At 41.3% G+C, this 26,978-nt stretch carries 22 protein-coding genes and 1 pseudogene; 5 read left to right on the forward strand and 18 right to left on the reverse strand.

Annotated elements, in window-relative coordinates; translation table 11 throughout:
- The first annotated feature begins 200 nt into the window (after window positions 1-200).
- The gene (locus ACFSN5_RS08125) at window positions 201-2,585 is read left to right on the forward strand and encodes a phosphoketolase family protein (RefSeq protein WP_165329370.1); all 2,385 of its coding nucleotides are present in this window, start codon (window positions 201-203) and stop codon (window positions 2,583-2,585) included.
- A gap of 897 nt (window positions 2,586-3,482) precedes the next feature.
- On the opposite strand, the gene ACFSN5_RS08130 is transcribed toward ACFSN5_RS08125, so the two are convergent.
- The 11 genes from ACFSN5_RS08130 to ACFSN5_RS08180 all read right to left on the reverse strand — a co-directional run bounded on the left by ACFSN5_RS08130 (window position 3,483) and on the right by ACFSN5_RS08180 (window position 16,750).
- The gene (locus tag ACFSN5_RS08130; RefSeq protein ID WP_241154207.1) at window positions 3,483-4,856 is read right to left on the reverse strand and encodes an MATE family efflux transporter; all 1,374 of its coding nucleotides are present in this window, start codon (window positions 4,854-4,856) and stop codon (window positions 3,483-3,485) included.
- Between the two features lie 17 nt (window positions 4,857-4,873).
- A complete protein-coding gene (locus ACFSN5_RS08135; RefSeq protein WP_165211503.1) occupies window positions 4,874-5,287 on the reverse strand; it encodes a MarR family winged helix-turn-helix transcriptional regulator in 414 nt (137 codons plus the stop codon).
- Window positions 5,288-5,829: 542 nt separating this feature from the next.
- Window positions 5,830-8,193 carry a phosphoketolase family protein gene (locus ACFSN5_RS08140; protein ID WP_165329369.1) on the reverse strand — a complete coding sequence of 788 codons (2,364 nt, stop codon included), beginning with the start codon at window positions 8,191-8,193 and terminating at the stop codon, window positions 5,830-5,832.
- A gap of 159 nt (window positions 8,194-8,352) precedes the next feature.
- Window positions 8,353-9,444, reverse strand: coding sequence for an L-ascorbate 6-phosphate lactonase (ulaG, locus tag ACFSN5_RS08145; protein ID WP_004228215.1), 1,092 nt, complete (start codon window positions 9,442-9,444; stop codon window positions 8,353-8,355).
- 194 nt (window positions 9,445-9,638) lie between these two features.
- Window positions 9,639-11,318, reverse strand: a complete 1,680-nt coding sequence (locus ACFSN5_RS08150; RefSeq protein ID WP_165211512.1) for a BglG family transcription antiterminator — start codon at window positions 11,316-11,318, stop codon at window positions 9,639-9,641.
- A gap of 146 nt (window positions 11,319-11,464) precedes the next feature.
- The gene (locus tag ACFSN5_RS08155) at window positions 11,465-12,175 is read right to left on the reverse strand and encodes an L-ribulose-5-phosphate 4-epimerase (RefSeq protein WP_165211515.1); all 711 of its coding nucleotides are present in this window, start codon (window positions 12,173-12,175) and stop codon (window positions 11,465-11,467) included.
- Window positions 12,176-13,039 (reverse strand): L-ribulose-5-phosphate 3-epimerase, encoded by an 864-nt coding sequence (locus ACFSN5_RS08160; protein ID WP_165211518.1) that lies wholly within the window; start codon window positions 13,037-13,039, stop codon window positions 12,176-12,178. It abuts the gene before it with no gap.
- Window positions 13,040-13,042: 3 nt separating this feature from the next.
- On the reverse strand, window positions 13,043-13,708 hold the full coding sequence (locus ACFSN5_RS08165; RefSeq protein WP_165211521.1) for a 3-keto-L-gulonate-6-phosphate decarboxylase UlaD: 666 nt from the start codon (window positions 13,706-13,708) through the stop codon (window positions 13,043-13,045).
- A gap of 701 nt (window positions 13,709-14,409) precedes the next feature.
- On the reverse strand, window positions 14,410-14,895 hold the full coding sequence (locus ACFSN5_RS08170) for a PTS sugar transporter subunit IIA (protein WP_165211524.1): 486 nt from the start codon (window positions 14,893-14,895) through the stop codon (window positions 14,410-14,412).
- A 64-nt stretch (window positions 14,896-14,959) separates the two neighbouring features.
- A complete protein-coding gene (locus ACFSN5_RS08175) occupies window positions 14,960-15,238 on the reverse strand; it encodes a PTS sugar transporter subunit IIB (RefSeq protein ID WP_004230108.1) in 279 nt (92 codons plus the stop codon).
- Between the two features lie 51 nt (window positions 15,239-15,289).
- The gene (locus ACFSN5_RS08180; RefSeq protein WP_165211527.1) at window positions 15,290-16,750 is read right to left on the reverse strand and encodes a PTS ascorbate transporter subunit IIC; all 1,461 of its coding nucleotides are present in this window, start codon (window positions 16,748-16,750) and stop codon (window positions 15,290-15,292) included.
- Between the two features lie 388 nt (window positions 16,751-17,138).
- Here ACFSN5_RS08180 and ACFSN5_RS08185 point away from each other — a divergent pair.
- Window positions 17,139-17,354 (forward strand): annotated as a pseudogene (locus ACFSN5_RS08185) (IS3 family transposase); the annotation flags it as partial.
- 111 nt (window positions 17,355-17,465) lie between these two features.
- Here ACFSN5_RS08185 and ACFSN5_RS08190 read toward each other — a convergent pair.
- The 5 genes from ACFSN5_RS08190 to ACFSN5_RS08210 all read right to left on the reverse strand — a co-directional run bounded on the left by ACFSN5_RS08190 (window position 17,466) and on the right by ACFSN5_RS08210 (window position 22,640).
- On the reverse strand, window positions 17,466-18,863 hold the full coding sequence (locus ACFSN5_RS08190; RefSeq protein ID WP_165211530.1) for a fructose-specific PTS transporter subunit EIIC: 1,398 nt from the start codon (window positions 18,861-18,863) through the stop codon (window positions 17,466-17,468).
- Window positions 18,863-19,309, reverse strand: coding sequence for a PTS sugar transporter subunit IIA (locus tag ACFSN5_RS08195; RefSeq protein WP_165211533.1), 447 nt, complete (start codon window positions 19,307-19,309; stop codon window positions 18,863-18,865). The genes ACFSN5_RS08190 and ACFSN5_RS08195 overlap by 1 nt, the downstream gene beginning before the upstream one ends.
- Before the next feature lie 88 nt (window positions 19,310-19,397).
- On the reverse strand, window positions 19,398-21,281 hold the full coding sequence (locus tag ACFSN5_RS08200; RefSeq protein WP_165211536.1) for a BglG family transcription antiterminator: 1,884 nt from the start codon (window positions 21,279-21,281) through the stop codon (window positions 19,398-19,400).
- A 391-nt stretch (window positions 21,282-21,672) separates the two neighbouring features.
- On the reverse strand, window positions 21,673-22,197 hold the full coding sequence (locus tag ACFSN5_RS08205; protein ID WP_241154208.1) for a transposase: 525 nt from the start codon (window positions 22,195-22,197) through the stop codon (window positions 21,673-21,675).
- Complete coding sequence (locus tag ACFSN5_RS08210; RefSeq protein WP_165211539.1) at window positions 22,182-22,640, reverse strand: MarR family winged helix-turn-helix transcriptional regulator; 459 nt, start codon at window positions 22,638-22,640, stop codon at window positions 22,182-22,184. Before ACFSN5_RS08210 ends, ACFSN5_RS08205 begins: the two co-directional genes overlap by 16 nt.
- A gap of 157 nt (window positions 22,641-22,797) precedes the next feature.
- On the opposite strand from ACFSN5_RS08210, the gene ACFSN5_RS08215 reads away from it, so the two are divergent.
- Window positions 22,798-23,766: an aldo/keto reductase gene (locus ACFSN5_RS08215; RefSeq protein ID WP_165211542.1), complete on the forward strand. Its 969-nt coding sequence runs from the start codon at window positions 22,798-22,800 to the stop codon at window positions 23,764-23,766.
- Window positions 23,767-23,990: 224 nt separating this feature from the next.
- Here the strand turns inward: ACFSN5_RS08215 and ACFSN5_RS08220 are convergent, their stop codons facing one another.
- Together ACFSN5_RS08220 and ACFSN5_RS08225 are read right to left on the reverse strand one after the other, a co-directional pair.
- The gene (locus tag ACFSN5_RS08220; protein WP_165329368.1) at window positions 23,991-24,377 is read right to left on the reverse strand and encodes a DUF4430 domain-containing protein; all 387 of its coding nucleotides are present in this window, start codon (window positions 24,375-24,377) and stop codon (window positions 23,991-23,993) included.
- Entirely contained in the window at window positions 24,310-24,870 is a 561-nt protein-coding gene (locus ACFSN5_RS08225; protein WP_165329367.1) for an ECF transporter S component, read from the reverse strand. The genes ACFSN5_RS08220 and ACFSN5_RS08225 overlap by 68 nt, the downstream gene beginning before the upstream one ends.
- Window positions 24,871-25,027: 157 nt before the next feature.
- On the opposite strand from ACFSN5_RS08225, the gene ACFSN5_RS08230 reads away from it, so the two are divergent.
- Entirely contained in the window at window positions 25,028-25,885 is an 858-nt protein-coding gene (locus ACFSN5_RS08230; protein WP_165211551.1) for an alpha/beta hydrolase, read from the forward strand.
- Window positions 25,886-26,020: 135 nt separating this feature from the next.
- Window positions 26,021-26,884 carry an alpha/beta hydrolase gene (locus tag ACFSN5_RS08235; protein ID WP_165211554.1) on the forward strand — a complete coding sequence of 288 codons (864 nt, stop codon included), beginning with the start codon at window positions 26,021-26,023 and terminating at the stop codon, window positions 26,882-26,884.
- Window positions 26,885-26,978 lie beyond the last annotated feature (94 nt).

The following is a 26,978-nucleotide window of genomic DNA, read 5'->3' on the forward strand; positions in this document are numbered from 1 at the left end:
TCAAAATCAACTTCCTTCCATATTAATGTGGAAGTCGTGCTATTTATCTACTGTGATTTTGGGTCAAACCATTGATAATACTGGTTTTTACCGCTGCTGCATCCGTGTGATTGATTCATGAAAGCGCTTTTGACTTCTCCTATTGTTAGTGATATATTCTACCTGTGAAAAATAAAACAATTAACTCTAGGAGGTTTATTATGAATACAAATTTTGATTCTAGTGACTATCTTAATAAGGTAGATGCTTGGTGGCGGGCTGCCAACTATATTTCTGCAGCGCAAATGTACCTTAAAGATAATCCACTTCTGAGGCGAGAGGTTGCTGCAGAAGACTTGAAATCACACCCAATTGGACACTGGGGAACCGTGCCTGGACAGAACTTTATCTATGCCCATTTACTTCGTTCAATCAACAAGTATGATTTGGATATGTTCTACATTGAAGGTCCTGGTCACGGCGGTCAGGTTATGGTATCCAACTCCTATCTCGATGGGAGCTACACCGAATTAAATCCTCAGATTTCACAGACTGAGGAAGGCTTGAAGCAGCTGTGCAAGATCTTTTCCTTCCCTGGCGGAATTGCTTCACATGCAGCTCCTGAAACACCAGGCTCTATTCATGAGGGTGGTGAATTGGGTTATGCTCTGTCCCACGCTACGGGTGCTGTTTTGGATAATCCCAATGTCATTGCAGCAACTGTTATTGGTGATGGCGAAAGTGAAACGGGACCGCTCATGGCAGGATGGTTGTCAAACACCTTTATCAATCCTGTCAATGATGGTGCGGTACTCCCTATCCATTTCTTGAATGGCGGTAAAATTCATAATCCAACCATTTTTGAACGCAAATCTGATGATGAATTGAAGGCTTTCTTTACCGGACTTGGCTGGAAGCCAATTTTTGCTGATGTTACAGCATTTGCTAACGACCATGCAGCTGCTCACAAATTATTTGCTGCAAAATTAGATGAAGCTATTGAAGAAATTAAAAATATCCAAGCTCAAGCTCGTAAAGGTTCAGCTGATGAAGCTACAATGCCTGCTTGGCCAGTCATTGTAGCGCGTATTCCTAAGGGCTGGACTGGTCCTAAATCTTGGAACGGTGCCCCAATTGAAGGCGGCTGGCGAGCTCACCAAGTTCCAATTCCAGTAGACTCTCATCACATGGAACATGTCGATGCCCTGCTTGACTGGCTGAAATCCTACCAACCAGAAGAACTCTTTGATGCTCAAGGCCGTCTAAGGTCAGAGATTGCATCTCTTTCTCCAAAGGGCAATCGCCGTATGTCCATGAATCCCATTACAAATGCCGGTGTCATCAAGCCACTGGATACAGCTGATTGGAAAAAACGGGCATTTGATATACAGACGCCGGGAGAAATCGTTGCACAAGACATGATTGAATTTGGTAAGTATGCGGCTGACTTAGTTGAAGCTAATTCTGATAATTTCCGTATTTTTGGTCCAGATGAATCCAAATCCAACCGTCTTAATGAAGTATTTACGAAAACCAACCGTCAGTGGATGGGACGTCGCGATCCATCCTATGATGAATGGCTCTCTCCTGCTGGTCGGGTTATTGATTCTCAACTTTCTGAACACCAAGCAGAAGGTTTCCTAGAAGGCTACGTCTTAACAGGCCGCCATGGATTCTTTGCCTCTTATGAATCCTTCTTGCGTGTTGTCGATACCATGATTACCCAACACTTCAAATGGCTCCGTAAGTCAAAAACTCACACGACTTGGCGGAAAAATTATCCATCCCTCAACTTGATTGCCACATCAACTGTCTTCCAACAAGACCATAATGGTTATACCCACCAAGATCCAGGTGTTTTGACACACTTGTCTGAAAAGACACCTGAATACATCCGCGAATATCTACCTGCTGATACCAATAGCCTATTGGCTGTTATGGATAAAGCCTTCAAGGACGAAGATAAAATTAATTTGATTGTCACGTCAAAACATCCGCGTCCACAATTCTATTCTGTAGAAGAGGCCAGTGAACTAGTAGATAAAGGTTATAAAGTTATTGATTGGGCATCGACCGTTTCAGCAAATGAAGAACCTGATGTTGTCTTTGCAGCTGCAGGAACTGAACCAAACTTAGAAGCTTTGGCAGCAATCTCTATCCTGCACAAGACATTCCCAAGCCTTAAGATTCGCTTTGTGAATGTAGTGGATATTCTCAAGCTTCGTCACCCAGATGTTGATTCACGTGGTCTGTCCGATGAAGAATTTGATAAGGTGTTTACCACAGATAAGCCTGTCATTTTTGCCTTCCATGCCTATGAAGGAATGATTCGCGATCTTTTCTTCCAACGTCATAACCATAACCTCCATGTCCATGGTTATCGTGAAAATGGAGATATTACAACACCATTTGATATGCGAGTTATGTCTGAACTTGATCGCTTCCATCTGGCGCAAGATGCAGCTCTCACCACTTTAGGTGAGAAAGCACAAGAGTTTTCTGCTAAAATGGATGAAACTGTTGCTTACCATAAGGATTACATTCGTGAACATGGCGATGATATTCCGGAAGTTCAAAACTGGCAATGGGAAAATCTTGACAAGTAGAAGTTCTTGTATTGGATAGGACAGGTCCCAGTAACACACTGGTCAGTACCCTATCATCAAGAAAAACTTCTATTAACTCTGGTCCTTTCTCAGTAAACGCTACTTAATGGATAGCGTTTAAAGTGGAAGCTTGAAGCCTTGTTAGCCACCAGCTTAGAGCTGGTGGTTTTCTTGTTTTTCTCTTTGAAAAAACTGGTTTGAAGCCCTAACAGAAGAGGCTGGACCAAAACTCGTCTAGTATCCTTCTTTTGGAATAAACCCTCGGAGCAATGGTTGGAAGCAAAACTTGTTGGCTACGCCAAGAAATCTTATCTTTACACAGTTTATTAGGTACTTTAGTACCAATCAACTGTGCGGAGGTGGGCTAAAAAGCTCTGGGAGAGCTTTTTAATCGAGAAATAAAGCTTGCAAAGCAAGTGTCAAAATGCTCCAGTGGACTTTGACAGACCGCCAAAGCCTGCCACCTAAAAATAAGAAAGTGGCAGAGACCTGAGCATTAAAATGGGCGAGCGAAGAAAATCAAAATCATGATTTTATCACGATTTACTGATTTTTTATACGTAATCTTCAGAGATTACAATATTTTGTGGGTGTGGGCTAAGCTATCATGGCTGTTTGTCCCACTCTCTACTGATTGAGTCCCACTCTCGGTTCCGCCCCATTCTCTTTTTTGCAGCTTTGTCCACCCTGATGCTTGCACTGTAGCAGGAGCTACTGAACTTTTTTGACTACTAAAAAAACTCGGTCTAGTTAAAACCGAGTTTTGATAATAGCCATAAGTCCGTACAGAAGATTGATAGTTTCTCTTAAAAACAGCTCTCAGGACTTATCCAGACTAAATATGAATTGCCGTTGAGGAGATAAAGAAGATTAACATTAACGATAACGTCTCTCCTACTATCCAGAGACTATCTCTGTTTCAAATGGACGGTCCTCTTTGGGCATGGATTGGAATTCACGATAGATAAAATAGACAGCAACAACTGCGGATAAGAAATCAGCAATCGGATTGGCGATCATAATATTAGCGACACCAAAGACCACCGTCATCAAGACCAGTAAGGGTAAGATCAGCACAATCTGCTTAGTCAATACCAATACAGCACTCTTCTTAGCCTTACCGATGGCAGAAAAGAAGAGGCCTGTTGCAATTTGGAAACCATTGACAAAAAGAACAGCTGCAAAGATATGCAGATAGCGAGTAGCATAATCCATATAAGCCTGACTTGAAGTTCCAAAAAGGCTGATAATTGGCTCTGTAAAGCATTGAAAAATTAAGAAGAAACTAATCGAAATCAGAGTAACCAATTTTACTGTCAAGCTATAAATTTCTCGAACACGGCCGTAAGCTCTGGCACCATAGTTAAACCCTTGAATTGGCTGAGCACCCTGGCTGATTCCCATGACAATAGCAATATAAATCTGATTAAGCTTAGTAACAACACCTACAACTGCAATAGGAATTGAGGAACCAATCGTCTCTTGTGCACCATAGATACGCAATAAATTATTAGTCGTAATTTGAATAATCGTTACAGAAAATTGATTAAACATAGGACCCAATCCCAAGGCACAGATAGGCTTTAATAATGTTACATTTGGAATGAGATCCCTAGCCGTAAGGCTAATATTCTTAAATTTAGGAATATAAGCCAAGAAAATTAAGCCAGATACGGTCTGACTGATAACTGTCGCCCAAGCTGATCCAGCAATCCCCCAGTGTAGATGAAAAATAAAAATAGGATTGAGAATCATATTCAGAATAGCTCCTGTTACCATTCCCATCATAGAGTAGTTGGCACTGCCATCAGCCCGGACAATAGCATTACAAGCAATAGAGATAAAGAAAAAAGGTAAACTCAAGGCTGTGATACGCACGAAGGTGCTGGCATAGTGAAGGATATCACCTGTTGCTCCAAAAGTAATGATGATTGGTTCGGTGAAAAGCAAAAGAATAAGTGTAAAAATTAGACCGATAATCAGCAAAAGTCCGTAAGTCGTTCCAACCATCTTCTTTACTTTTTCGGGGTTTCCCCGTCCCATTTCAAGATTGAAGTTAGAAGCTGCTCCAATTCCCAGCATCAGAGCAATGGCTAAGGAAATCGTTGTAATCGGAAAGGCAATGTTAGTGGCTGCATTACCAAGATAACCAACTCCCTGTCCAATAAAAATCTGATCAACAATATTATAAAGGGCACTAATGAGGTTAGCAATAACCGCCGGAATAGCGAATCTTTTCAAAAGTTTCGGAATCCTCTCAGTTCGCATCATAGGCATCTTGTTCCTTTCTAGTGTGGTTTTAATTTTGTCAATAAAGCCATTAGAGCATGACGCTCGTGTACCGTTAAGGGAGCAAGCAAATCCTCTTCCATATCCATAAAGAGTTGGTTGAATTCTTGCTCTTTTGCCAGTGACTGTTCTGTCAAAATCAGCAGTTTACTTCTACTGTCAGTCGGATCTGGCTGACGTCTCAGCCAGCCCTTTTTTTCCAGATTCTGCACAATCCCAGTTACAGTTGGATTAGACATTGAAAAATAACGCTCAACATTGCCTTGATTGATAGGAGGGTGCTGATGGCGATAGAGATACTTGATAATTTTAAACTGCGAATGGGTTAGTTGATAGGCTTGTAAACGCCTATTGGATAGATTTTCAAAATCCTGCACGATTTTTTTTAACTGAATCGCGATACTACCTGACATACTGCTTCCTCCAAAACATCTGGCTGCCGATTTATAATAACATAGGGAGCTATGTATTTTCAAGAAAGGTGCTTATCATCTAATCCCTTAAATTTAATGCCATACGTGTAAACATATTGGGCAAATAGCTGAGCTTTGGATAATTGGAACCGATGAAAATGACTAGCTGTTCGTATTCGAAAACAGCTGCTTTTTCTCGAGGCACCTAGACTTTTAAACTTGAGTTTTTAAAAATGTGTTCACCGATTGTCAAATTAAATTGGGAAATTAATTAGTGCTAAATTATGTTCCACATGCACCTTTTACATGCCAAACTTTTTAAAACCAGAAGAAACAGCTACAGCTCCCCTGAGTAATATATATTTGTTGACAGGACAAAAAAGCTTTCTGAATCCTATCCAAAAATTAATTACGATTTCCGAACATTTCCTAGATTTAGATGTTCATGCACACTCACATAGTGGCCGTTTATCATTTGTACCTTGGATGTAAAATGGATTATAAAAAAGCAGGATCATATTTTAATCCTGCTTCTGCTAATATTAGTTAATATTTTCCCACTGCCAGTTTTGAACTTCTGGAATGTCATCGCCATGTTCACGGATATAAGCGGTATGATAGGCCAATTTGTCTGCCATCTCTTGAGCAAAATTTTGAGCTTTATTCCCAAGGACTGCTTGAGCTGCTTCTTTAGCGATATGGAAGCGATCCATCTCAGACATGACTCGCATATCAAATGGTGTTGTAATATCCCCGTTTTCACGGTAGCCATGGATATAAACATGATGATTATCGCGGTTAAAGAAGAGGTCGCGAATTTGCCCTTCATAACCGTGATAAGCAAAGATGATCGGCTTATCTGTGGTGAAGAGCTTATTAAAGACTTCATCAGACAGCCCACGCGGGTCAACCTTAGGTGAACGAAGTTTTAAGATATCTACAATATTGATAAAGCGAATTTTCACTTCTGGAAAGGCCTTATGGAGAAGTGAAATCCCAGCTAGCACTTCTAAGTTCGGTTCAGTTCCTGCAGCCGCAAAGACAATGTCAGGTTCTCCGTCGTGGTCATTAGAGGCCCAATCAATGACCTTGTACCCTTCCTTGACTAACTCTTGCGCTTCCCCAACAGAGTAAAACTGCGGACGCGGATGCTTAGAAGTGACAATCACATTGACCTTATCTTCATCGGCTAAGGCGTATTCCATGACCGCAAAGAGAGAGTTAGAATCGGCTGGTAGGTATTCACGAACATATTCAGGCGTCTTCTCAGCCAAATGAGTCAGCAGTCCCGGATCTTGATGGGTATAGCCATTGTGGTCTTGTTGAAAGACGGTCGATGTGGCAATCAAGTTGAGGGAAGGATAATTTTTGCGCCAGTCCGTATGGGTCTTGGATTTACGAAGCCATTTGAAGTGCTGCGTAATCATAGAATCAACCACTCGCAGGAAGGATTCATAAGAAGCAAAGAAACCATGGCGGCCGGTCAAGACATAACCTTCTAAGAAACCTTCTGCCTGATGCTCAGAGAGCTGGGAATCAATAACCCGGCCCACAGGTGAAATCCATTCATCATAGGATTTGTCACGAGGGGCCAGCCATTGGCGATTAGTCGCTGCAAAGACATTATTTAGGCGGTTGGACTTGGTTTCATCCGGTCCGAAAATACGGAAATTATCAGGATTAGCTTCAACCAAATCAGCCGCATACTTACCAAATTCAATCATATCCTGCTTCATGACACTGCCAGGTTTTGACGTATCAATAGCATGCTTACGCCAATCTGCCAAATTCAGCTTTTTGACAACCCCTGCATTGGTGATAGGATTCATAGACATCCGCTTGTCTCCCTTTGGAGCGAGGCTGCGGATCTCCTCTTTTACATAACCTTTTTCGTCAAAAAGTTCCTCTGGACGATAGGATTTGAGCCAATCTGTCAGGGCATCGACATGTTCCATGTGTCCAGCTTCTACCGGAATGGGAACTTGGTGAGCTCGGAAGCCTCCTTCAATCGGTTCACCGTTCCATTCTTTAGGACCGGTCCAGCCTTTAGGTGTTCGTACAATAAGAACAGGCCATTGGGCTTGCTGAGCTTCCTCGGCTGATTTCTGGCGGGCCTGAGTTTGGATGGCCTTGATTTTCTCAATAACCTTATCCAAAGTTTCAGCCATTTGACTATGAATGATTTCAGGAGCATTTCCTTCGACAAAATAGGGTTCCCAGCCTAGTCCTTTGAAAAGATGGGTTAATGCTTCGTCCGTCTTACGGGATAAAATAGTTGGATTATGAATTTTACCGCCATTAAGATAAAGAATCGGTAAAACAGCCCCATCATTGACTGGGTTAATAAAGGTATTGGAGAACCAGCCAGCATTGAGCGGACCTGTCTCTGCTTCTCCATCACCGATGACTGTCGCTGCAATGACATCGGGATTATCCAAAACAGCCCCTGTAGCATGCGACAGGGCATAACCTAACTCACCACCTTCGTGGATAGAGCCCGGAGTTTCAGGTGCTGCATGAGAGGCAATGCCGCCAGGAAATGAGAAAATTTTACAAAGCTGTTTAAGGCCATCTTCATCCTGAGTAATATTGGGATAGCGTTCGGTGTAGGAACCGTCAATATAAGAATTAGACACCATAACTTGGCCGCCATGGCCAGGACCCTCAATGTAAAACATGTTCAAATCATATTTATTGATAACACGATTGAGATGGGCATAGATAAAGTTCTGTCCAGCAATGGTCCCCCAATGGCCGATAGGATGAACCTTGACATCTTCTTTACTTACCTCACGGCGAAGCAGGGGATTATCTTTTAGGTACATCTGAGCCACGGAAATGTAGTTAGCCGCCCGCCACCAAGCATCTACTTTGGCGAGGTAGTCCTTGCTATCAAATTCTGTCATAGTATCACTTCTTTCTTTTTAGTAACCAGCTCATATAACTTGAGCTTAGCTCTTTATATTGGATTTTTTCTTACTAATAAAAGAGGAGCTGAGACTCTTGTCTCAGTCCCATCTAAAGTCAAGTTTTTCTTGATTATCTAGGATTTTCAAAGGGTCATATTAGAGCAGAGCCTTGAATTGAATATTAGAATCATGTTCGAAACAATCGTCAAAGCCACGTGGGTGATGATATTCGATTCTATCTTTATCCTGTGGATAAGTGTACTTGCCACCGACTTCCCAGATAAATGGATGGAATTGGTATTGCAGACGCTCTTTACGCATCTTCCAGAGGGCTAAGATTTCATCGGTAGATGCCATAAAGTTAGACCAGATATCGTAGTGAACTGGAATGATAACTTTAGCACGCAGATTTTCAGCCATCCGCAAAAGGTCAATCGACGTCATCTTATCTTGGATCCCAACTGGATTGTCACCGTAATTATTGATAGCGACATCAATATTGAAGTCCTTACCGTGTTTGGCAAAATAATTTGAGAAGTGCGAATCAGCACCGTGGTAGATTGTTCCACCGGGAGTTTCAAAGACGTAGTTGACAGCCTTACGGGCCATTTCTTCATCCGTTACAGCCAGACCTTTTAATTCGCCATCTTGCTGGTCTGCTCCTTCAACTGGTAAGGTTACCAAGCAGGTCCGGTCAAAAGATTCGACAGCTGTTACTTTGATATCTTTAAACTCAAAGGATTCACCCGGTTTAATAACAATGATGCGGTCTTCAGGAACACCCCATTTCTTCCAAATTTCACCGCATTCGTAAGGACCGACAAATTTAACATGGTCCAACTTAGGATTATTGACAATAGCTGCAGCTGTATTGATATCAATGTGATCACTATGGAAGTGAGAAACGAGATAGTAGTCTAATTCGTTGATAGCAAAAGGATCGATAACCATGGGCTGCACGCGCAGGTTAGGCTGCAATTTGCGCACACCGGCCATATTAGCCATCTGGTGACCGCGTACCATATCCTTTACCTGTTTCGTATGTTTACCGCGGTTTGACCACAGATCCATGACAACATTGGCACCACCCGGTGTCTTGATCCAAACACCGCAGTTACCCAGCCACCACATGGCAAAGTTGCCTTCTGGAACCACTTCTTCTTCAATTTCTTCATTGAGCCAGGTTCCCCACTCTGGAAAAGTTGAAAGAATCCAAGACTCACGTGTAATATCTTTTACATTAGCCATTTTAATACCTCCAAAGTATTTTTTCTTATATGTTCAGTATAGTATCCACGCTTCTTGAAAAAAAGACCAAGTCTCACACTTTTTTGTGTTCAAAACTAGGCTGTCACTGGAGTTAGATCTGACAAAAAGTGACAGGAAGTGTTCTCCCTGCCACACTGTCTTTTTCCAATGTTAACGCTAGTATGCGTTACTTCCTAATAATAACCACTGACATCTTTCAACAGTTCTTGGTAGAAAACCTTCTCGATTTTTTTGAGTAAGATATAGGCTTCTTTGTCGCTTTTGACGTACTGGCGGATATAGTGCTCGATTTCCTCATCAAAGGCTTGATGGTCAGCACTTTCCCGTCTGATAAAACGCACCATTCTCACAATATCCTCATCGGTTAAAACAGCATTAACCTGAAGAACAGGTAATGAGCTCGTCAAAGTGTCTGGATCCGAGGTGGTGATGACAAAATCAGAAGTTAGTAAATCACTGATGCTATGAAATTGCTCCGAAGAAAAAACGGCCTCAATACGTGTATTAGGCAAAATTCGCCGACACTGTTGGAGGAAAAACTTTTGTACCCCGACACCGTCATCACACACTAAGGTCACTTCTACTTGATTGAAATGATTATTGTCTTTCTCTTCTTTTTCCAATTCACCGCCTAGATGAACCGCTAAATAGGCAATATCATCATCTGTCAGAGAAATAAACCAGGCCCGCTCCAAAATATCAGCACACGATTTAGTCTGTTCAAAAAGGGTTTGATAATTCTCCTTAATCTGATTGGTCAGAGGATTAATGGATGAAATCCCGTAGGTTTTCCGATAAAGCATGGATTTACAGTGGGCAACCAATTGGCTGAGCAGCAAATCGCGATGGACAAAGCTGCCATGATAAAGCGTTTCATACTTTTTCAAAAAGTGATCCAACTGCTGCCGCATATCATCATAGTCATGACTCTCTACATGCTCATCTCGGTCTTTCCGAAACGAAAGAATAAGCATAGCAACGATTGATTTTTCAAGTTCATCTAGTCGAATACCATAAGTCTGATAAACCCCATCAGCCAAATCCTGAACAAGACGGTATTCTTTACGCTCCCGCGCCATGCTAAATTCTCGGTGAACCGTCACTCTTTCTTCATTAGACAGGCTCATATTCCGATAGACGCTCAGTAAATAAGGCAGAGCTCTAGCCATAAACTGTCGGTCATAGCAGTTAATTTTCTTCCCTAATCTGTCTGTCAGCTGATTGACTTGTTCTGTAAAATAGCTGCGCATATTTTCAGAAAAATAGAGATTATCTGGTGAGAACTCCCGAATTTTTAGGTGGACAATCTCATTAAAACCTTCATTTCCTTCATAAACGATTGATTGAAGGAGTTTATAAAAGAATTGGATTTTTACAAGGGCTGGGCAGTCTAAATAATAGCCCCTTGCTTTATTGACTTGAAGCGTGATGCCAAAGATTCCTCGGTTCAACTGCTGACGCATTTCCTGCAAATCATTTAAAACCGTGTTGCGAGAGACATCGGTCAGCTGCATGAGTTTCTCAAGCGTAACTTTTTCTGCAGCTACACCAATATAAATCAGCATCAACTGCAGGCGTTCATCAACCTTCATAACATAGGTATAATCATCCAGCTCTGCCATCAAATCTTGGCAGACTTTCTTCTGCTCTTCAGTCAGAACGATGCCAATCCGGGGATAGGAAATGATTTTCCCAACCGTGTCAGGCAGGGCTTCATTTATCTTATCTAGGTGATAGTAGATCTTTCGACGCGATTGTCCTAAAGCTTTTGAAATCGCCATAATCGTCTCTGGCTCCTTCAGCTTTATCAAATAATCTAGGAGAGCGTAGCTCTTTTTATTTAAAATAATCACAGATTTTCTCCTTTGATAAAAGAAATTGTTCGTAAACTATTCTACTATTATTTGCAGCTAATCACCTGAAAGCATTATCACGCCGTATTGTCAGATTCACCCCTTTATAAAAACGCCATCAGTATTCTTTGGTCAAACACTTACTATCAGTGTTCCAATCCTTTTTGACCATAGTAGGCATTTTTTCCGTGTTTGCGGAGATAGTGCTTATCTTTGAGGGCCTGTGGCACTTCTTCTACTTGGGGATCAACAGCCTCTGTATAACGAGCCATGCGAGCTACTTCTTCTAATACGACCGCATTATAGACTGCTGCATTTTCATCTTTTCCCCAGGCAAAGGGACCGTGATTGCGGACAGTGACACCGGACACAGCCATAGGATCGAGATTGCGTTTAGTAAACTCTTCAATGATGACCTTGCCAGTTTCCTTTTCATACTCGCCATTAATTTCTTCTGAAGTCAGCGCACGCGCGCAAGGAATTGGTCCGTAGAAAGTGTCAGCATGAGTCGTTCCGTAACAAGGAATATCACGGCCAGCCTGAGCCCAAGCTACCCCTTCGGTCGAGTGTGTGTGGACAATACCTCCGATTTCAGGCCAAGCTTTATAGAGCTCAACATGGGTCGGCAGGTCAGATGATGGGTTGAGATCCCCTTCAACAATATTGCCATCAAGGTCAGTCACGACCATGTTTTCAGGTGACAGTTTCTCATAATCAACCCCTGATGGTTTAATAGCAATATAGCCCTGTTCACGGTCAATAGCCGAGACATTACCCCAGGTAAATTTGACTAAACCATGAACGGGTAGCTTCATATTGGCATCATAGACATGTTGTCTTAATTCTGGTACTAACATTTATCGTAACCCCGCTTTCTCTATTAGTGGATAAAGGAAATCCTGTGCTTCCTTTATAGCTGCTCGTGTTTCTTCAACGGTCTTACAGTTTTCTGACCACATTTCAATCAAAAATGGACCGTTATAATTTGTTTTCTTTAGCACATCAAACATGGCTTCCCAATCAACACAACCTTGGCCAAATGGCACGTCACGGAACTGACCCTTAGAATTTTCTGTCACCGCATAAGTATCCTTCAAGTGAAGAGCGGCAATTGAACGGTGTCCATTGTAAAATTCGCTCCAGAGATCATTATGCCAAGCCGAGACATTGCCTGTATCGGGATAGACAAAGAGGTAAGGAGAATCAATCTCTTTTTCAACAGCTAAATATTTCTCAATCGAGTTGATGAAGGGATCATCCATGATTTCAATGGAAAGGATGACCTGAGCCTCTTCTGCCCAAGTACAGGCTTGACGCAAATTTTTTATAAAGCGTGCCCGCGTTTGAGGTGATTTTTCTTCGTAATAAACATCATAACCTGCCAGCTGAATATTGCGAATGCCGATGTCTTGAGCAAAGATGATACACTTCTTCATCATGTCCATAGCACGCGCTTCTTTTTCAGGATCATTGGAACCCATCGGAAAACGGCGGTGACCACTGAAGGTGATGGTAGGAATCCGCACACCTGTTTCAAAAATGGCTTTCACTAAGTCTAAACGTTCTTCTTTTGACCATTCTAAACGCGCTAAACGTTCATCTGATTCATCAATAGATAATTCAACAAAATCAAAACCTAATTCCTTGGCAAAGTTTAAACGTTCTAACCAAGTGAATTGTTTAGGAGTTGCTTTTTCATAAATACCGATTGGACGTGCCATAACCTACCCCCAGATTCGCTTAATTTCATCCTTGAAGGCACGGGCTGCTGCTGCAGGATTTGCTGCTTCGGTGATACCGCGACCGGCGATAAAAGTAAAGACATCTACTCCTTCAAAGAGTTTTAAGGTATCGACATTGAGACCGCCGGTGACAGATACACGAAAGCCCATATCAATCAATTTTTTCACCTTATTAAGGTCTTTTTCTCCCCACGTTTCACCGGCAAGAAGTGCGTCGCGTGATTGGTGATAAATCGCTTGTGAAATACCGGCATCCAGCCATTGCTGTGCTTGTTCATAAGTCCAGTCACCGTAGAGTTCGATCTGAATTTCACCGCGGTCTCCGCGGACTTCTTCGATAGCCTTGCGGGCTGCTTCCATGGTTGGAATCGTTGCGCAACAGATACAGGTCATCCAGTCAGCACCACGAACAGCGTTATTTTTGGCGACTGTGCCGCCAGCATCGGCACATTTGGTATCAGCTACAATAATTTTATCGGGAAAAAGATTGCGGAGCACTTCAACCAATTCGCTACCGACTTGGAGAAGACAAACCGTCCCTGCTTCAATTACATCGACTTCTTGGCCAACTGAGACAGCGGCTGTGATAGCACCTTGTAAATCAGAATGATCAAGGGCTACTTGTAAATTTGGAAGTTGTTTTGTCATAATTATTTTCCTTTCATAAAAAATCTTTATCGCTCAATCTCATTTTTAGGCCATTACCATGGCCCTATTTTCTGTCTGGATTCTTTGTTGCTTTCCATCTTTCCACGCTTAAGGAAGAACCGCTATTAAAGCTACTCCTGCCTTTCTTACTAACTTCACAAGTAAACAATTATCGCGTTTACTTGTGAAGTGTCGCGGGTTAAATTAGTCCACAGGACACCTCGCTTTTCGATCTCTTGGCTTAACGAAGGGGCACGGAAGTCGCTATTAGGGCGAACTTCCTACCTTCCTTACTAACTTCACAAGTAAACAATTATCGCGTTTACTTGTGAAGTGTCGCGGGTTAAATTAGTCCACAGGACACCTCGCTTTTCGATCTCTTGGCTTAACGAAGGGGCACGGAAGTCGCTATTAGGGCGAACTTCCTACCTTCCTTACTAACTTCACAAGTAAACGATTATCGCGTTTACTTGTGCCGTGTCGCGGGTTAAATTAGTCCACAGGACGCCTCGCTTTCCGGTTTCTTGGCTTAACGAAGGGGCACGGAAGTCGCTATTAGGGCGAACTTCCTACCTTCCTTACTAACTTCACAAGTAAACGATTATCGCGTTTACTTGTGCCGTGTCGCGGGTTAAATTAGTCCACAGGACGCCTCGCTTTCCGGTTTCTTGGCTCGGGTTAAATTAGTCCACAGGACTAATTTAATTATCCAGGTCCATTCCTTCTAGGTAAGGGCTGTTCTTGGATTCTTCAACCATATCCAAGACTTCTTCTGCTGACTGGCAATCAAGAAGCCGCTGAATGGCATTGTCCAGTTCAAAGAGGGCAATAATTTGGGGGATAGCAACAGTTGTATGGATGGCTGCTGACTTAGCGGCCAAGGTCAAAAGAACAGATACTTCTTTACCATCTGAAAAAGTCACTGGTTTTGTTAATGTAATTAAGGAAAATGAATCCTTATTGACTCCAACACCAGCTTGGGCGTGAGGCATAGCCATACCAGGCATTAGGATATAGTAGGGGCCGTACTCTTCCGTTGATTGAATAATGGCATCGTAATAATCTTCTGTCACCGCTCCACTGTCAATCAAAGGCTCTACAGCCTTATGAACCGCTTCTTGCCAGGTTTCTGCTGTCAGTCCTAAGCGAATGGAGTTATTTTCCTTAAACGATTGTGCTAAATTCATAGAATAATCTCCTTCTTTTAAATAAGGGAGTGAGCATCGTCTGAATTTCACTCCCCCTTATCTACTACAAAACAGCTTCTAGTTTTGTCTTGATTTCGTTATCATCCATGAGGTTGTCAAGACCAATCAGATGTCCCTTAGTGCGCCCATCCAATTCATGGATCAGATGGTTAGAAGCAACGACAATATCATAGCCGGAAGCCAAGCCCTTAGCTTCACCAACTGAGCAGGAGGCCGATTCAATATCTGTAACACCGAGTTGGCGCAGAGCATTTTCCACTTTCATTTTAATGACCATTGAAGAACCCATACCGTTTCCGCATGCTGTAAGTACTTTTACCATAATATTTTCTCCTATTCTAATTTCTAAAAGGTTAAGTCATAATTATTGCGCTTAGTCTTCAACTGAAACATCACCGCGATAGTAGGCTTCTTTATCTTTAGCTTTGGTAAATTGAATTTGCGGGATAGCCAAGAGGAAGATAGCCACGATAGCATAGCCAATGATTCCAGCGTATTTGAAGAGGTAAGCAAAGGGTACCCAAGGAATAGCGAAGTCAATATTACCGTGGTAACCACCGAAGTTTGCTAGACCTAGAAGGGCAACGGCTAAAGCACCAACCGCTACTTGCAAAATACCAGAGATGAAGGACAAAATGACAGCTGCTTTCCAACCGCCCCGTTTATCTGCATAAACAGCGATGGCCGCATTATCGAAGAATACTGGAACGAAACCAGTGATGATAAGGACAGGATTCTTGAAGACAATTAAGAGAACAATCGTAATCAACTGACCAATCAAACCTGTTGCAAAACCGAAGAGGACGGCACTGGCTGAGCCAAATCCGAACGAAGCCGCAACATCAACCGCAGGGAAGGAACCAGGCAAGAGTTTATTGGAAATACCTTGGAAGGCATTCGTTAATTCACCAACGAACATCCGAACACCTTGCATCAAGACAAAGAGATAAACTGAGAAGGTGAAGGCTGTTTGAATCACATACATAAAGAAGGATTGCTTGGTTGGATCATAAAGCGTACCGGTGGTAATGACATCCTTGTTAGCCATGATATCTGGACCAAGAATAGCTAGAATAGCACCGAAAAAGATTAACATCAGGGTGGCAGAAGCAACTACCGTATCGTGGAAGATATTCAGGAAGGCTGGCAATTTAAGATTGTCCAAATTATCTTCTTTTTTACCAAGTTTTGGTGCAATCTTATCGGTAAACCAGATAGCAAATTGTTGTTGGTGACCGATAGCAAAGCCACCGCCACCAGTTAGACGTTGAGTCGGCTCAACCGTCATATTTGAACTGACCGCCCAATAAAGACCGCAGATAAGACCAACGGCTACAGTTCCCCAAACTTGATTTCGGAAGGCCGGAATCAAGAGGATAACCATCAAGGTTACGGTTGCTGCCTGTTGAACCATGATGTGACCGGTAATAAAGAGGGTCCTAATCTTGGTAATCTTACGAAAGGCCACCAAGAAAATATTGAAGAAGAAACCAATCAAGAGGGCTGTCGTTGCCGTCCCAATAAACTTTGGAAATTCTTGGGCAATTTTTTCATTGGCAGCTGTTAAGCCGAAATAAGGGTCAATGACAGCGGCACCAATCTTAAACTTATAGTTGAGGGCTGCCAGAATGGGCCGGAAGGTTGTAACCAGACCACCAGAACCAACGTCCAGAATCATGTAACCAACGGTTGCCTTGATGAAACCTGCAAATACATCGTGCAGAGGCTTTTTGAGTAGCCAGTAGCCAATCAGTACCAAAAGGCCCACAAAGAAGGCTGGTTTCTGCAAGATATTTTGCGAGAACCAATTCAGAATATAAAGTAGTATATCCATAATCCTACTCCTTTACTTAAAGATTTTTGTTTTCCTATGCCTTCATTCTAACAATGTAAGCGCTTTTACAAAAGACCAAGACTCACACACTTAAGTGTTCAAAAATGTGCCCAATACTTCTAAGCTACAGCCAGTTTGGCTAGTCAGTCCCCCTTTTTGAGGTTACAAATAAGACTATCTCCAACAGTCAGCTGTGGCCTTCCAATAAACCCTTGCGTCCAGCAAATGCTGTATTGCATAAAAAAGAGAGTGGGAGCAATCCAAAAATTGAAAATTTTGGTCCCTATTCCCACTCCCTTGTTCTGCGATTATAAGTCGCTATTGCCGACCAGAGCCAAAGACCCACTGAATCGGCTTCCTCTCACACCAGTTTCTTTTGTTTAACGTTTCTTATTATCAGACTTGTACAGAAAAAGGCATTACCCGCTCCATGTCCAGAAAAGGGACACCAGCTGATAATGCCTGTATTGAATGGTTCCATTCCGTCCTAAAGTCTGAAACCTTCTATCTCCATAACTGGAGAAACTTAACCAAAGATAGTATAACAGATATTGTCAAAACATACATCACATTTTATAATGAAACCAGAATTCAACAGAGATGAAACGACCAGTCTCCTGTAGATTACAGAAAACTGGTCGCCTAAAAAGTGTTTTTCTACCGTCCCATCATTGGGAGTCAGTACCGCTCGCCCTGTACTTTTTATACTTCAAAATTAGGTTTTGATAATTGGATTTCCCTCAGCATCTAAATTCGGTTTCCAAACATGCAAAATACCTGCAATAACCAAAGCTCCAATCAGCATATCTACAACATACCAAAGAGCACCTTTTGTTACACCGCCAATGGCAACAATACCACCGAAAGCAACGATAGATTCAACACCATGCAGCATACCAAGCACCCCTGCTACAGCTGTACCAATAACAATGGAGACGATAACACGTTTGAAATCTTTGGCAGCAAAAGGAATGGCGCCTTCTGTAATACCCGCACTTGAGAGAAACAGGGCAGAAATGCCGAATTGCTTTTCAGCTTCTGTGTACTTTTGTCTTGAAATAACCAAAGACGAGAGAGCCAAGCCTAATGGCGGAACAGCACAGCATAGCCTAAACGCTCCATTAGGCCCGTTGATTCCTTCTGCCATTAGAGCCAACGTAAAGGCTGTAGCTGCTTTACTGCAGGGACCGCCCATATCCAAAGCAGCTAAAACACCGATACCGATTCCAAGAGCTGCTGCACCAAAGCCATTTAAACTACTAAGTACACTAACCATAAGCTTGACAAAAGCATCTAGTGGATAAATCAAGATATAAACATATCCTATTCCGACAATCAAGGTTGCTATCAACGGTACAATCATCGTTGGCATAACAGCTTGAATCACTTGAGGTACCTTCCAAGTCTTAATCCATTTAACAAGATAGCCAATCACTACCCCAAGCAGCATAGCTCCCAAAAATCCGGTTGATAATTTATCAGCTCCTATGGGATTATTAGCCACATATCCTAGAATAAAACCTGGTGCCAAAGCCGGTTTTCCAGCAATAGCATAGGCAATATAGGCGCATAAGACTGGAACCATCATAGCAAAGCCTGCTTGCCCCATATCATAGAGTGTTTTAAAAAACTGATTGGACGGTGTAATTTGCCCGTGTTCAATTTTTCCGGTCATCAAGGTAAAAGAGAAAAGCATACCGCCAACTATGATAACCGGTAGAAAATAAGAAATCCCAGTATTAAACGCTTTAAACAAGGTATTTCCTAGATCTTTCAGCCCTTTACTTTGTTTGCTGGTCGTCAGTTTTTCTGCGTCATCAATAACACCCGTAATATTTTTAATGGCTTTTGAAGGATCAACCTCAATACATTTCCCCGCAGCTTTTTGCTTATCAAAACGCTCTTCTCCTTTAATACCAATAGCGATAGCTAAAACAACTGCATCTGCTTCATTAATCTCTTTTTCAGTTAATTCATTATCAATGCCCATTCCTCCTTGCGTTTCAACTTTACAGTCAATGCCTCGTTTGCGGCATTCTTGCTCAATAGCTTCTTGAGCCATATAGGTATGGGCAATACCTGCTGTACAGGCACATACTGCTACTAATTTCATCAGGACAACCTCTCTTCTATTTGCTGTAATAGGCGGTAGACGCTATCTTCATTTTCTGCATGAAGAAGCTGATTGCGATAATCCTCTCTCATCAAGCTCTTACTTAGTTCTGAAATGATTTTCAAATGCTGCTTGGAACCCTTATCTTTTGGAACACCAATCATGAAGATATGAGAAACCTCTTCACTATCCTCACTCCAAATCAAGGGCTCCTTTAATTTGCGGTAAATAACAAAAGGTTCCTTGACACCTTCTGATACGGCATGAGGAATAGCAATACCAAAACCAATATAAGTAGGTACAGCATCTTCTCTTTCCTTGACATCCTGAATATAGATATCTGCATTATCAATATGTTTATTAGGAAGATACCCTGTTGACTCAATTACCTGATACTTATTTTGATAAGTTTCTTGAGAAAAATTTACTAAATGCCTTTCAAACATAATATCTGCCTCCTTACTAGCAAATCCATTAAAACACGCTAAAGAAAAAATGAAAAGACAGTCTTTTTCAAGAAAAAAGCGGAAAATACTAACTCATGCTTTCTACAATTTTGATAATAAGTTCTTTAAAATCCGTAAACGTCCCAGCCTTAATAATTTGATTGACATAAGCTTTGCTGCTAATAATTCTGCTGAGAATCTTATATAGATCCTGCATATTTTCATCACCATTTTCCTTCATAGACAATAAAAATATGAGCTGAACATCTTCTTCGTCCCAAAGGATTTTTTTATCTAAAATGCCAACGGCAATAAAACTTTGCTGACCTATAGGGTTTATAGGGTGCGGTATAGCCACGCCGTTGCCAAAGGCAGTATGTCCAATGTTTTCTCTATCTAATACTGACTGATAAAAACCATCCGGCAGGGAAATTTGCCGATCTATAGTCTCGCATAAACGGCTTAAAACAGTTGTTTTTTGCTGACATGCTGAAATTTTAAAAAATAAATTTGGTTTAAAATAATGAATAAACTGATGTCCATGAACATTTTTTAACTTTTGACTAACTTGTTCAACTTCTTCTTCTGCCAATAAACTGTTAATCTCAATAATAGGAATCGGAATTTTTTGTGTGATCACCTCGGTACTTAAAACATAATCAATCTGTTTAAAACTGACCTTATCCAGCTGAAACAAATTGATGGTGCCGACAATAGTCAACTGATTTCCAAAATGTTTTTGAACCTGATAGACTAGTAATTCCGAATTAGCCCGGCCTTCTCCGCAAACAATTAGAACCTTCTCCTTTTTCTTAGTTCGTTTTTTCTCCAGAGCGACATTAAAGTGCAGAGCAATATAGGCAATTTCATCTAATGTTATTTTTTTATGGTACTTCTCTTCCAGCTTTTCACAGGCGATTGTTGCCATGTTATAAGCCAAAGTATAGTGATGCCTGATCTCATCCATCATAGGATTATATGACGATAAATCATGAAGTATCCTGACTTGAAAAGAAACTAGGTGAAGTGACAGCAAAGTAATTAATTCTAAATCATATCTAAAATCAATTTTAAAGACAAGATTAACCTGCTCAAGCATTGTTAATACCATTTTATAAATATCATCACTAACGACAGTATTAGCGGTCAGCGAGTCAAGGCTAATAATTTTTTTACTGGACAGATGTAAAAGCAGATAGTAGATCTCACTCTGTGGAAACTGGACATTATATACAGTCTCCAAATCATCAACAATGGCTAAGGCCATGTCAAGATCTGCACTTTGTGCAACTTCTTTTTTGGCACTGTCTATCAGTTCTATCACTCTTCCAGACTGAAGTCTCTTAAGAGCAATATAAATATGGATGGCTAAATTATTAATCGAAAAATCAGAAATCCCAAATCTATATTTATCGGCCTGTCTTTGAATAATTCTTTTAATTATTTCTAAACTATCATTTTGTTTGCCAAATTGAACAGAATCTTCCATTTTTGAACGTGCCAAACAAAGGCGCAGCTGTTGCTCATTGCCGATGACTTTCAATCCTTGATTGGCACGATAGTCAAGGTAAATACCATAATTCTGCAATCTTTTTCTGACTTTTTTTAAGTCATTTTTAACAGTGGAGCGGCTGACGAAAAAAATATCACACAAATCTTCTATTTTTACCGCATCTGCTGCCATTAACAAATATTCCAACAGCTGCTGTACTCGGTTATCTTCACTGACTAAATCTTGATTTTTTAACCTATTAAGGAAATAAGAATAGGCTTCTTCATCCATAATTTGCAGAATAAATCCCTTTCTTGACTTAGCAAGAATGACTGCTCCATATTTTTTTAAATCCTTATTCAGCCAGGCGATGTCGTTTCGAACAGTTCTACTGCTGACTCCTAACTTGGCAGCTAAACTTTCTGCTGTCGTAAACTCATCTTGGGATAATAATTGTAAAATAGTTTGCCATCGTTTCATACAGACCACCTCTGTCTTTATTTTAAAAGAAAAGTGGCGTTCTTAACAGTCAAATTTCTTCCACAATAATCTGTTAAAAGGTTGTTCATTTCTCATAAAAAGCAGGTAGATAGAGTTTCAATGTCATTTCAGTTAAGAGACTCTATTTCGTTTTAAGAATAGAATCCTTTTTTCTGTGCTAAACTGAGGTCAAAGGGGATGGTTATAATGTTAACTACAATCAAAAACAGCCTGTCGGACAGTATTCAAACCATTAGTGATCAACGCCATCAATTTGTCTCTTATCCTGAAAAGACCTTTACTCGCAACAGAGACTTAACTGAATGACATTGGACAAAAGTGCTCAGACCATCAAAAAAGCAGAGTTCCTTTTGATGAGGTGCTCTGCTTTTTACTTCTGAGTTCTTCTTGTGAGGTATTTTCGGAGGTTGTTGGCCATAAGGACCAATCCTATATCAATCGCCACCAGTCTTTTACCTCTCAGGTTACATCTCTTGTATCCCAAACAAGCCTTGATCTGACCAAAGACAGGTTCCACATCAACCTTGCGTTTGGAAAAGATGCGTAGGCCTTCTTTAGAAAAAAACACTTGACTTTCTTTTTGCTTTAAGGTTTGATACCACTCATTGATATAAAGGCCCTTTTGTGGATCTAAATCAGGTTGTTCTGCTTGATAAACCTTGATTTCCTGCTCAAAACCTGTCGCTGTTTTGCGGGTTGGAAAGCCAGCCAGCAATGGGGCATTGGGGCTAAAACACCTAATGAACTGTCTCATCCTCTTGCTCCCAAGCACTGATCCAAGAGTTTTGCCCAGTCCCATCATTGCTATTCTTATCCTATAAAATAGAAGAAAGGCTGGTCTAACTTTTGAGGGGCAGTGCACTTCTGTACGGTGGCTTTTTATTTTTCCTGCCAAAGGGAGCGCTTCTTGAGTTTTTTTTCATAAAAACTACCCTCAACAAAATTCTGTAAGGTCACCAGCAAGGTTTCCAAATCATAATCTTTTGCCAATAACTCAGTATCAAACTGAGCTTTTTTCTGTTTGATTGGTTCAATCAACGCCTTACCCTTATCAGTTAAAGAGAGAAGGCGGCTTCGTTTATCGGCCTGATTGGCTTGTGCAACCACTAGATCCTTTTTAATTAGAGACTGAACCAAGCGACTGGGACTCTTCTCTTCACAAATTAGTAAATCACCTAAATCCTTTAAGGATAAGGGAGCATGCTTGTCCAAAACTAGCAGAACTTCGCTCTGATTGAGGGTGATCCCCAAGGGAGCTAACAAATGGGTCATTCTGCGACTAGCTAAATTTTCAGCACTTCTAAATAAGGAACGAATTGTTTCACCATTTACAGTCATCTCAAAAACTCCTCGACAAGATTACTATCATCAGATAGCCTTTTTCTGGTTGACAATTAAATTTTGAACAGTTAAACTAATCATAACTAGATGATATATCATTAAATATTTCTGTTCTAAATCTCATAGCTACTATTATCCAGAAAGGTTGCCTATTATGCAAGAATTACGACTTCTCGGCCACTCAAATCTTTATTTATCCCCTCTGGGTTTAGGAACCTGGCAGTTTAGTAATAAGGATAAAGATAGAACCTGGTGGCATAAAATAGATGATCAAGCCGTCTACGATATCATTAAAGTGAGCCTTGAAGGAGGCATCAACTGGTTAGATACAGCGGAAGCTTACGGAAGAGGGAATTCTGAAAAATTTATTGGCCGAAATTTACAACGCTTAAAGTCTGAGGGGGCTTTATCAGAAACAGTCTATATTGCTGATAAGTGGTTCCCGCTCTTGCGCTCAGCCAAAACTATTTCTGAGACTATTGCAACTCGACTGGATTATTTGCAAAGGGATGCTATTGATCTTTATCAAATTCATCAGCCAACCTCCCTATCCAGCCTCTACCGCCAGCTGAAAGAATTGGCTAAACTTCATCATCAGGGCCTCATCAAAGCCATCGGAGTCAGCAACTTTACCGCCCGTCAGATGGAAAAAGCCGATGATATTTTAAAAAAATTTGACCTGCGTCTATCTTCCAATCAGGTTAAATTCAATCTTTTACACCGCAAACCTGAAAAAAATGGCGTGCTTGAGTTGGCCAAAGAACGGGGAATCTCTCTCATTGCCTACTCCCCCCTTCAACAGGGTGTCTTGACAGGGCGTTTTCACGATAATCCTGACAGTATTCAGACCCTATCAAAAGTTCGGCGGGTAAATTCTGGACTGAATCAGAAAAATCTCGTTAGAACACAGCCTTTGATTGATCTTCTCAAGCGACTGGGGCTAAAATATGGCAAGTCTCCCGCTCAAATTGCGCTTAACTGGCTGATTATGGCACACGGCGATACTGTTTTTGCCATCCCTGGAGCCAGCAGTCGTTTTCAAGCTAGAAGTAATCTGGAAGCTCAACATTTTCAACTTAGCCAAGAAGATCTTGACCAGTTAAGTCACTGGCAAGAGTTATAAAGTTATCAAACTCAGCCTGTGCTGTCCTGCTGCTCAACCGTTGAATTACATTAGACTAAAAAATACCAGCTAGATGACTGAGCCTCAATTTAGCTGGTATTTTTGTTGGGAAAAGGTAACTATTGTAGAGTAGAGGATTTTCATATTAATTTCGTTCAAAGGTAACTAGTCTATCTTCCAATCATCAAGTTGGTTGGAAGATTAGAATACTCCCATGACATTTTTTACTGATAGACATCCATGTAGAATTCAATTTTGTCACCATTTTTAACTTTGGTTTGATCAGCTCCTGTTTTGGACAAGTCGCCATTAACCTTGAAGAACCAGTACTTTTTAGCCGATTCGTCTTGTTTAACACCGTTTATGCTGGTAATCAGGCCAGCTTTCTCTTCAATTTTAGCCTTGCTTTTTAAAACATCTGCAACCGTAGCCCCCTTTTTAAAACTGACCGTTTCCTTGGTTGTTTTATTGTCAGTTTTGATCACTAAAGTAACGGTTTGCTTTTCAGTATCTGCTTTTTTGTCAGCCGTTTTTGAAGCTTGGCTATGGCCACAGGCAACCAACAGAAGCAAAGATAGGACTAAAGCGAGACCAGTCAATAATTTTTTCATGGGAAAATCTCCTAAAGATAGATAAAATTAAGGGATAAAAGAGAGCCGTAGAAGCTGCGTGAACTAGATCAAAAGATAGACCAGCTAAAATATAAGCCAAGGCTGGTGTTTTAAACATAATAGCAGAACTGGCATCTAAAAGAACCCCGTAAAGAATGGAAAGACCTGCTGCTGTAGCAATCTGCATGGTTAAAGAAAGGTTAGGAGTAAGCCTTTTAAAAAGCTTCCCAAGCCAGAACCAAAGCAGGCAAATCAGGGCAAAGGCAAGTACTTGGCGAAAGACTATTTCTCCGAAGCCCAACAGAAAGCCTGTCAGAAGCATGGTTAAACTCGAAAGGATTAGGCCATCCACCATGCCGTACTTCATCGTTACAACGAGAAAAATCGCCGTGATGGGCTGAACATTAGGGAGCCCTGAAAATGCTTCCCTTAAAACAATACAGAGGGCCGTCAACAAAGCCAGCCTTGTCAAACGTTTCAGACTTATTTCCATGCTTATAAGTCTATGCTAGAAAGGCAAGACTGTCAAGCCAGTCAAACTAAGGAAACATTAAAGAGAAACCAGCAGAACACTTTTTTTGCTTCTTAAGTAACTTTGGGCTAAGATAAAAACCTGAACGATCATTTAAAAGGAGAGCACATACGCATATATGAAGAAAAAAATGACTTTAGTCCTGCTGCTTCTGGGTATTTTGATTCTAAGTTTTTGGGGCTGGCAGGCTTGGCACAGACAAGAAGCTGATAAAAAATTTGTTCAAGAAGCTGTTCCGACACTCTTTTTCCACGGAGGCGGCTCTTCTTATCATGCTGAGAAACACATGGTCAGAGCTGTTAAGAGAGCTGGTGCTTCCAAAAAAGCTATCATTGCCTTTGTTGATAAGAAAGGGAAGGTACGTCTACAGGGAAAACTCAAGAAATCCGATAAAAATCCGCTGATCATGGTTAACTTTGACGACAGTACCAATGCTAACTTTAATGAGCGAGGGCGTTATGCTAGCAATGTTGTCAAGGCTTTACAAAAGGTTTATACCTTCAAAAAAGTCAACATGGTTGGTCACTCTGCTGGCAATATCGCTGTCGTTTATTATATGCTCCAAAACGGACAAGATAAGTCCATGCCCCAAGTTCAAAAATATGTAGCCATAGCCGGCCATTTCGCTGGTCTAAATTTCCAAGGGGTACCTGAAGCTATTAGGCAACCCAAGGGCTTAAAACTTGATAAAAACGGCAAGCCTAATAAGATGAATGCCAGTTATCAAGAAATGACCGAGTTAAGAGAGACCTATCCCCAAGGGCAAACTGCTATTATTAATCTGATCGGCGATATTGGTGGTCAGACTGATGGAACAGTGCCAAATGTCTCTTCTCTGTCGCTCAAGTATTTGGTCTCACCTTTTGCCAAATCCTATCAGGAACAGACCTTCACTGGTAAGCTGGCTCGCCACTCCAAACTTCACTCTAATCCTCGCGTTGATAAAGTGTTGATAGAATTTCTCTGGGGAAAATAGGAAACCCCCACTCTATAACCTAAAAATGTTCTTGAATTTCTAAAAATTCAAGTCTGCTAGTTGCTTCATGAAAGCCTTTTCGATAAGATAGATTTGTAAGCTTTACAATTTTATTAGAAAAGGGAGAGAAATTTTGTGAAGAAAAAAATTACTGTAATCAGTTTGGCTCTACTTGCCATAAGTTTGGGGATTTTTGGCTGGCGGATCTGGCAGAGACAGGAAGCCAGCAAGATGCTAGTCCATGAACCCATTCCAACCCTCTTTTTTCACGGGGGCTTTAGTTCCTATCATGCCGAGGAACACATGGTCAATGCCGCCAAGAATGCTGGCGTGACCGATAATGTTGCCATTGCTTTTGTTGACAAAAAAGGCAAGGTCACTCTCAAAGGAAGACTCAAAAAGAATGTAAAAAATCCCATTGTCATGGTCAACTTTGAAAAACATTTCAGCACTGTATTTGAAATGCGCGGGCAGTATGCGACTAATGTCGTTAAAAAACTGCAAAAGGTCTATCAGTTTAAGCAAGTCAATATGGTTGGTCATTCTTTTGGGAATATCGCCGTTCTCCACTATATGTTGCAAAATGGTCAAAACAAGGCTCTGCCGCGGGTCCATAAATATGTTGGAATTGCTGGGCATTATGCTGGACTCAGCTTTGATAATCGTCAGCTCCCAGATGCTATCAGGCTTCCCCAAGGGCTAACGGTTGATGCGCAGGGCAAGCCAAATAAAATAAATGCTAGCTATCGCGAATTGACCAAGTTAAGGGAGACTTATCCCAAGAGTCAGGTACAAATCCTTAATTTAATGGGAGATATCGGTGATCATTCAGATGGACGGGTCCCAAATGCAGCGACTCAATCGCTCAGATATCTGGTTTCACCCTTTGCCAAATCTTATGAGGAAAGAACCTTTACAGGTCCAAAGGCCAGCCATTCTAAACTCCACAACAACCCAGAAGTTGATAAGGTCTTAATTGATTTTCTCTGGGGCGCATAAAGCTAACCAAACCGGTTAGGTTGCTAATAGTCAAATCTACGAAAAAGAAGAGTGGGAACAACCCGAAAAATTAAAAATTTTGGGTTGTTCCCAC

The organism is Streptococcus tangpeifui, assembly GCF_044503215.1.
Classification (GTDB): domain Bacteria; phylum Bacillota; class Bacilli; order Lactobacillales; family Streptococcaceae; genus Streptococcus; species Streptococcus tangpeifui.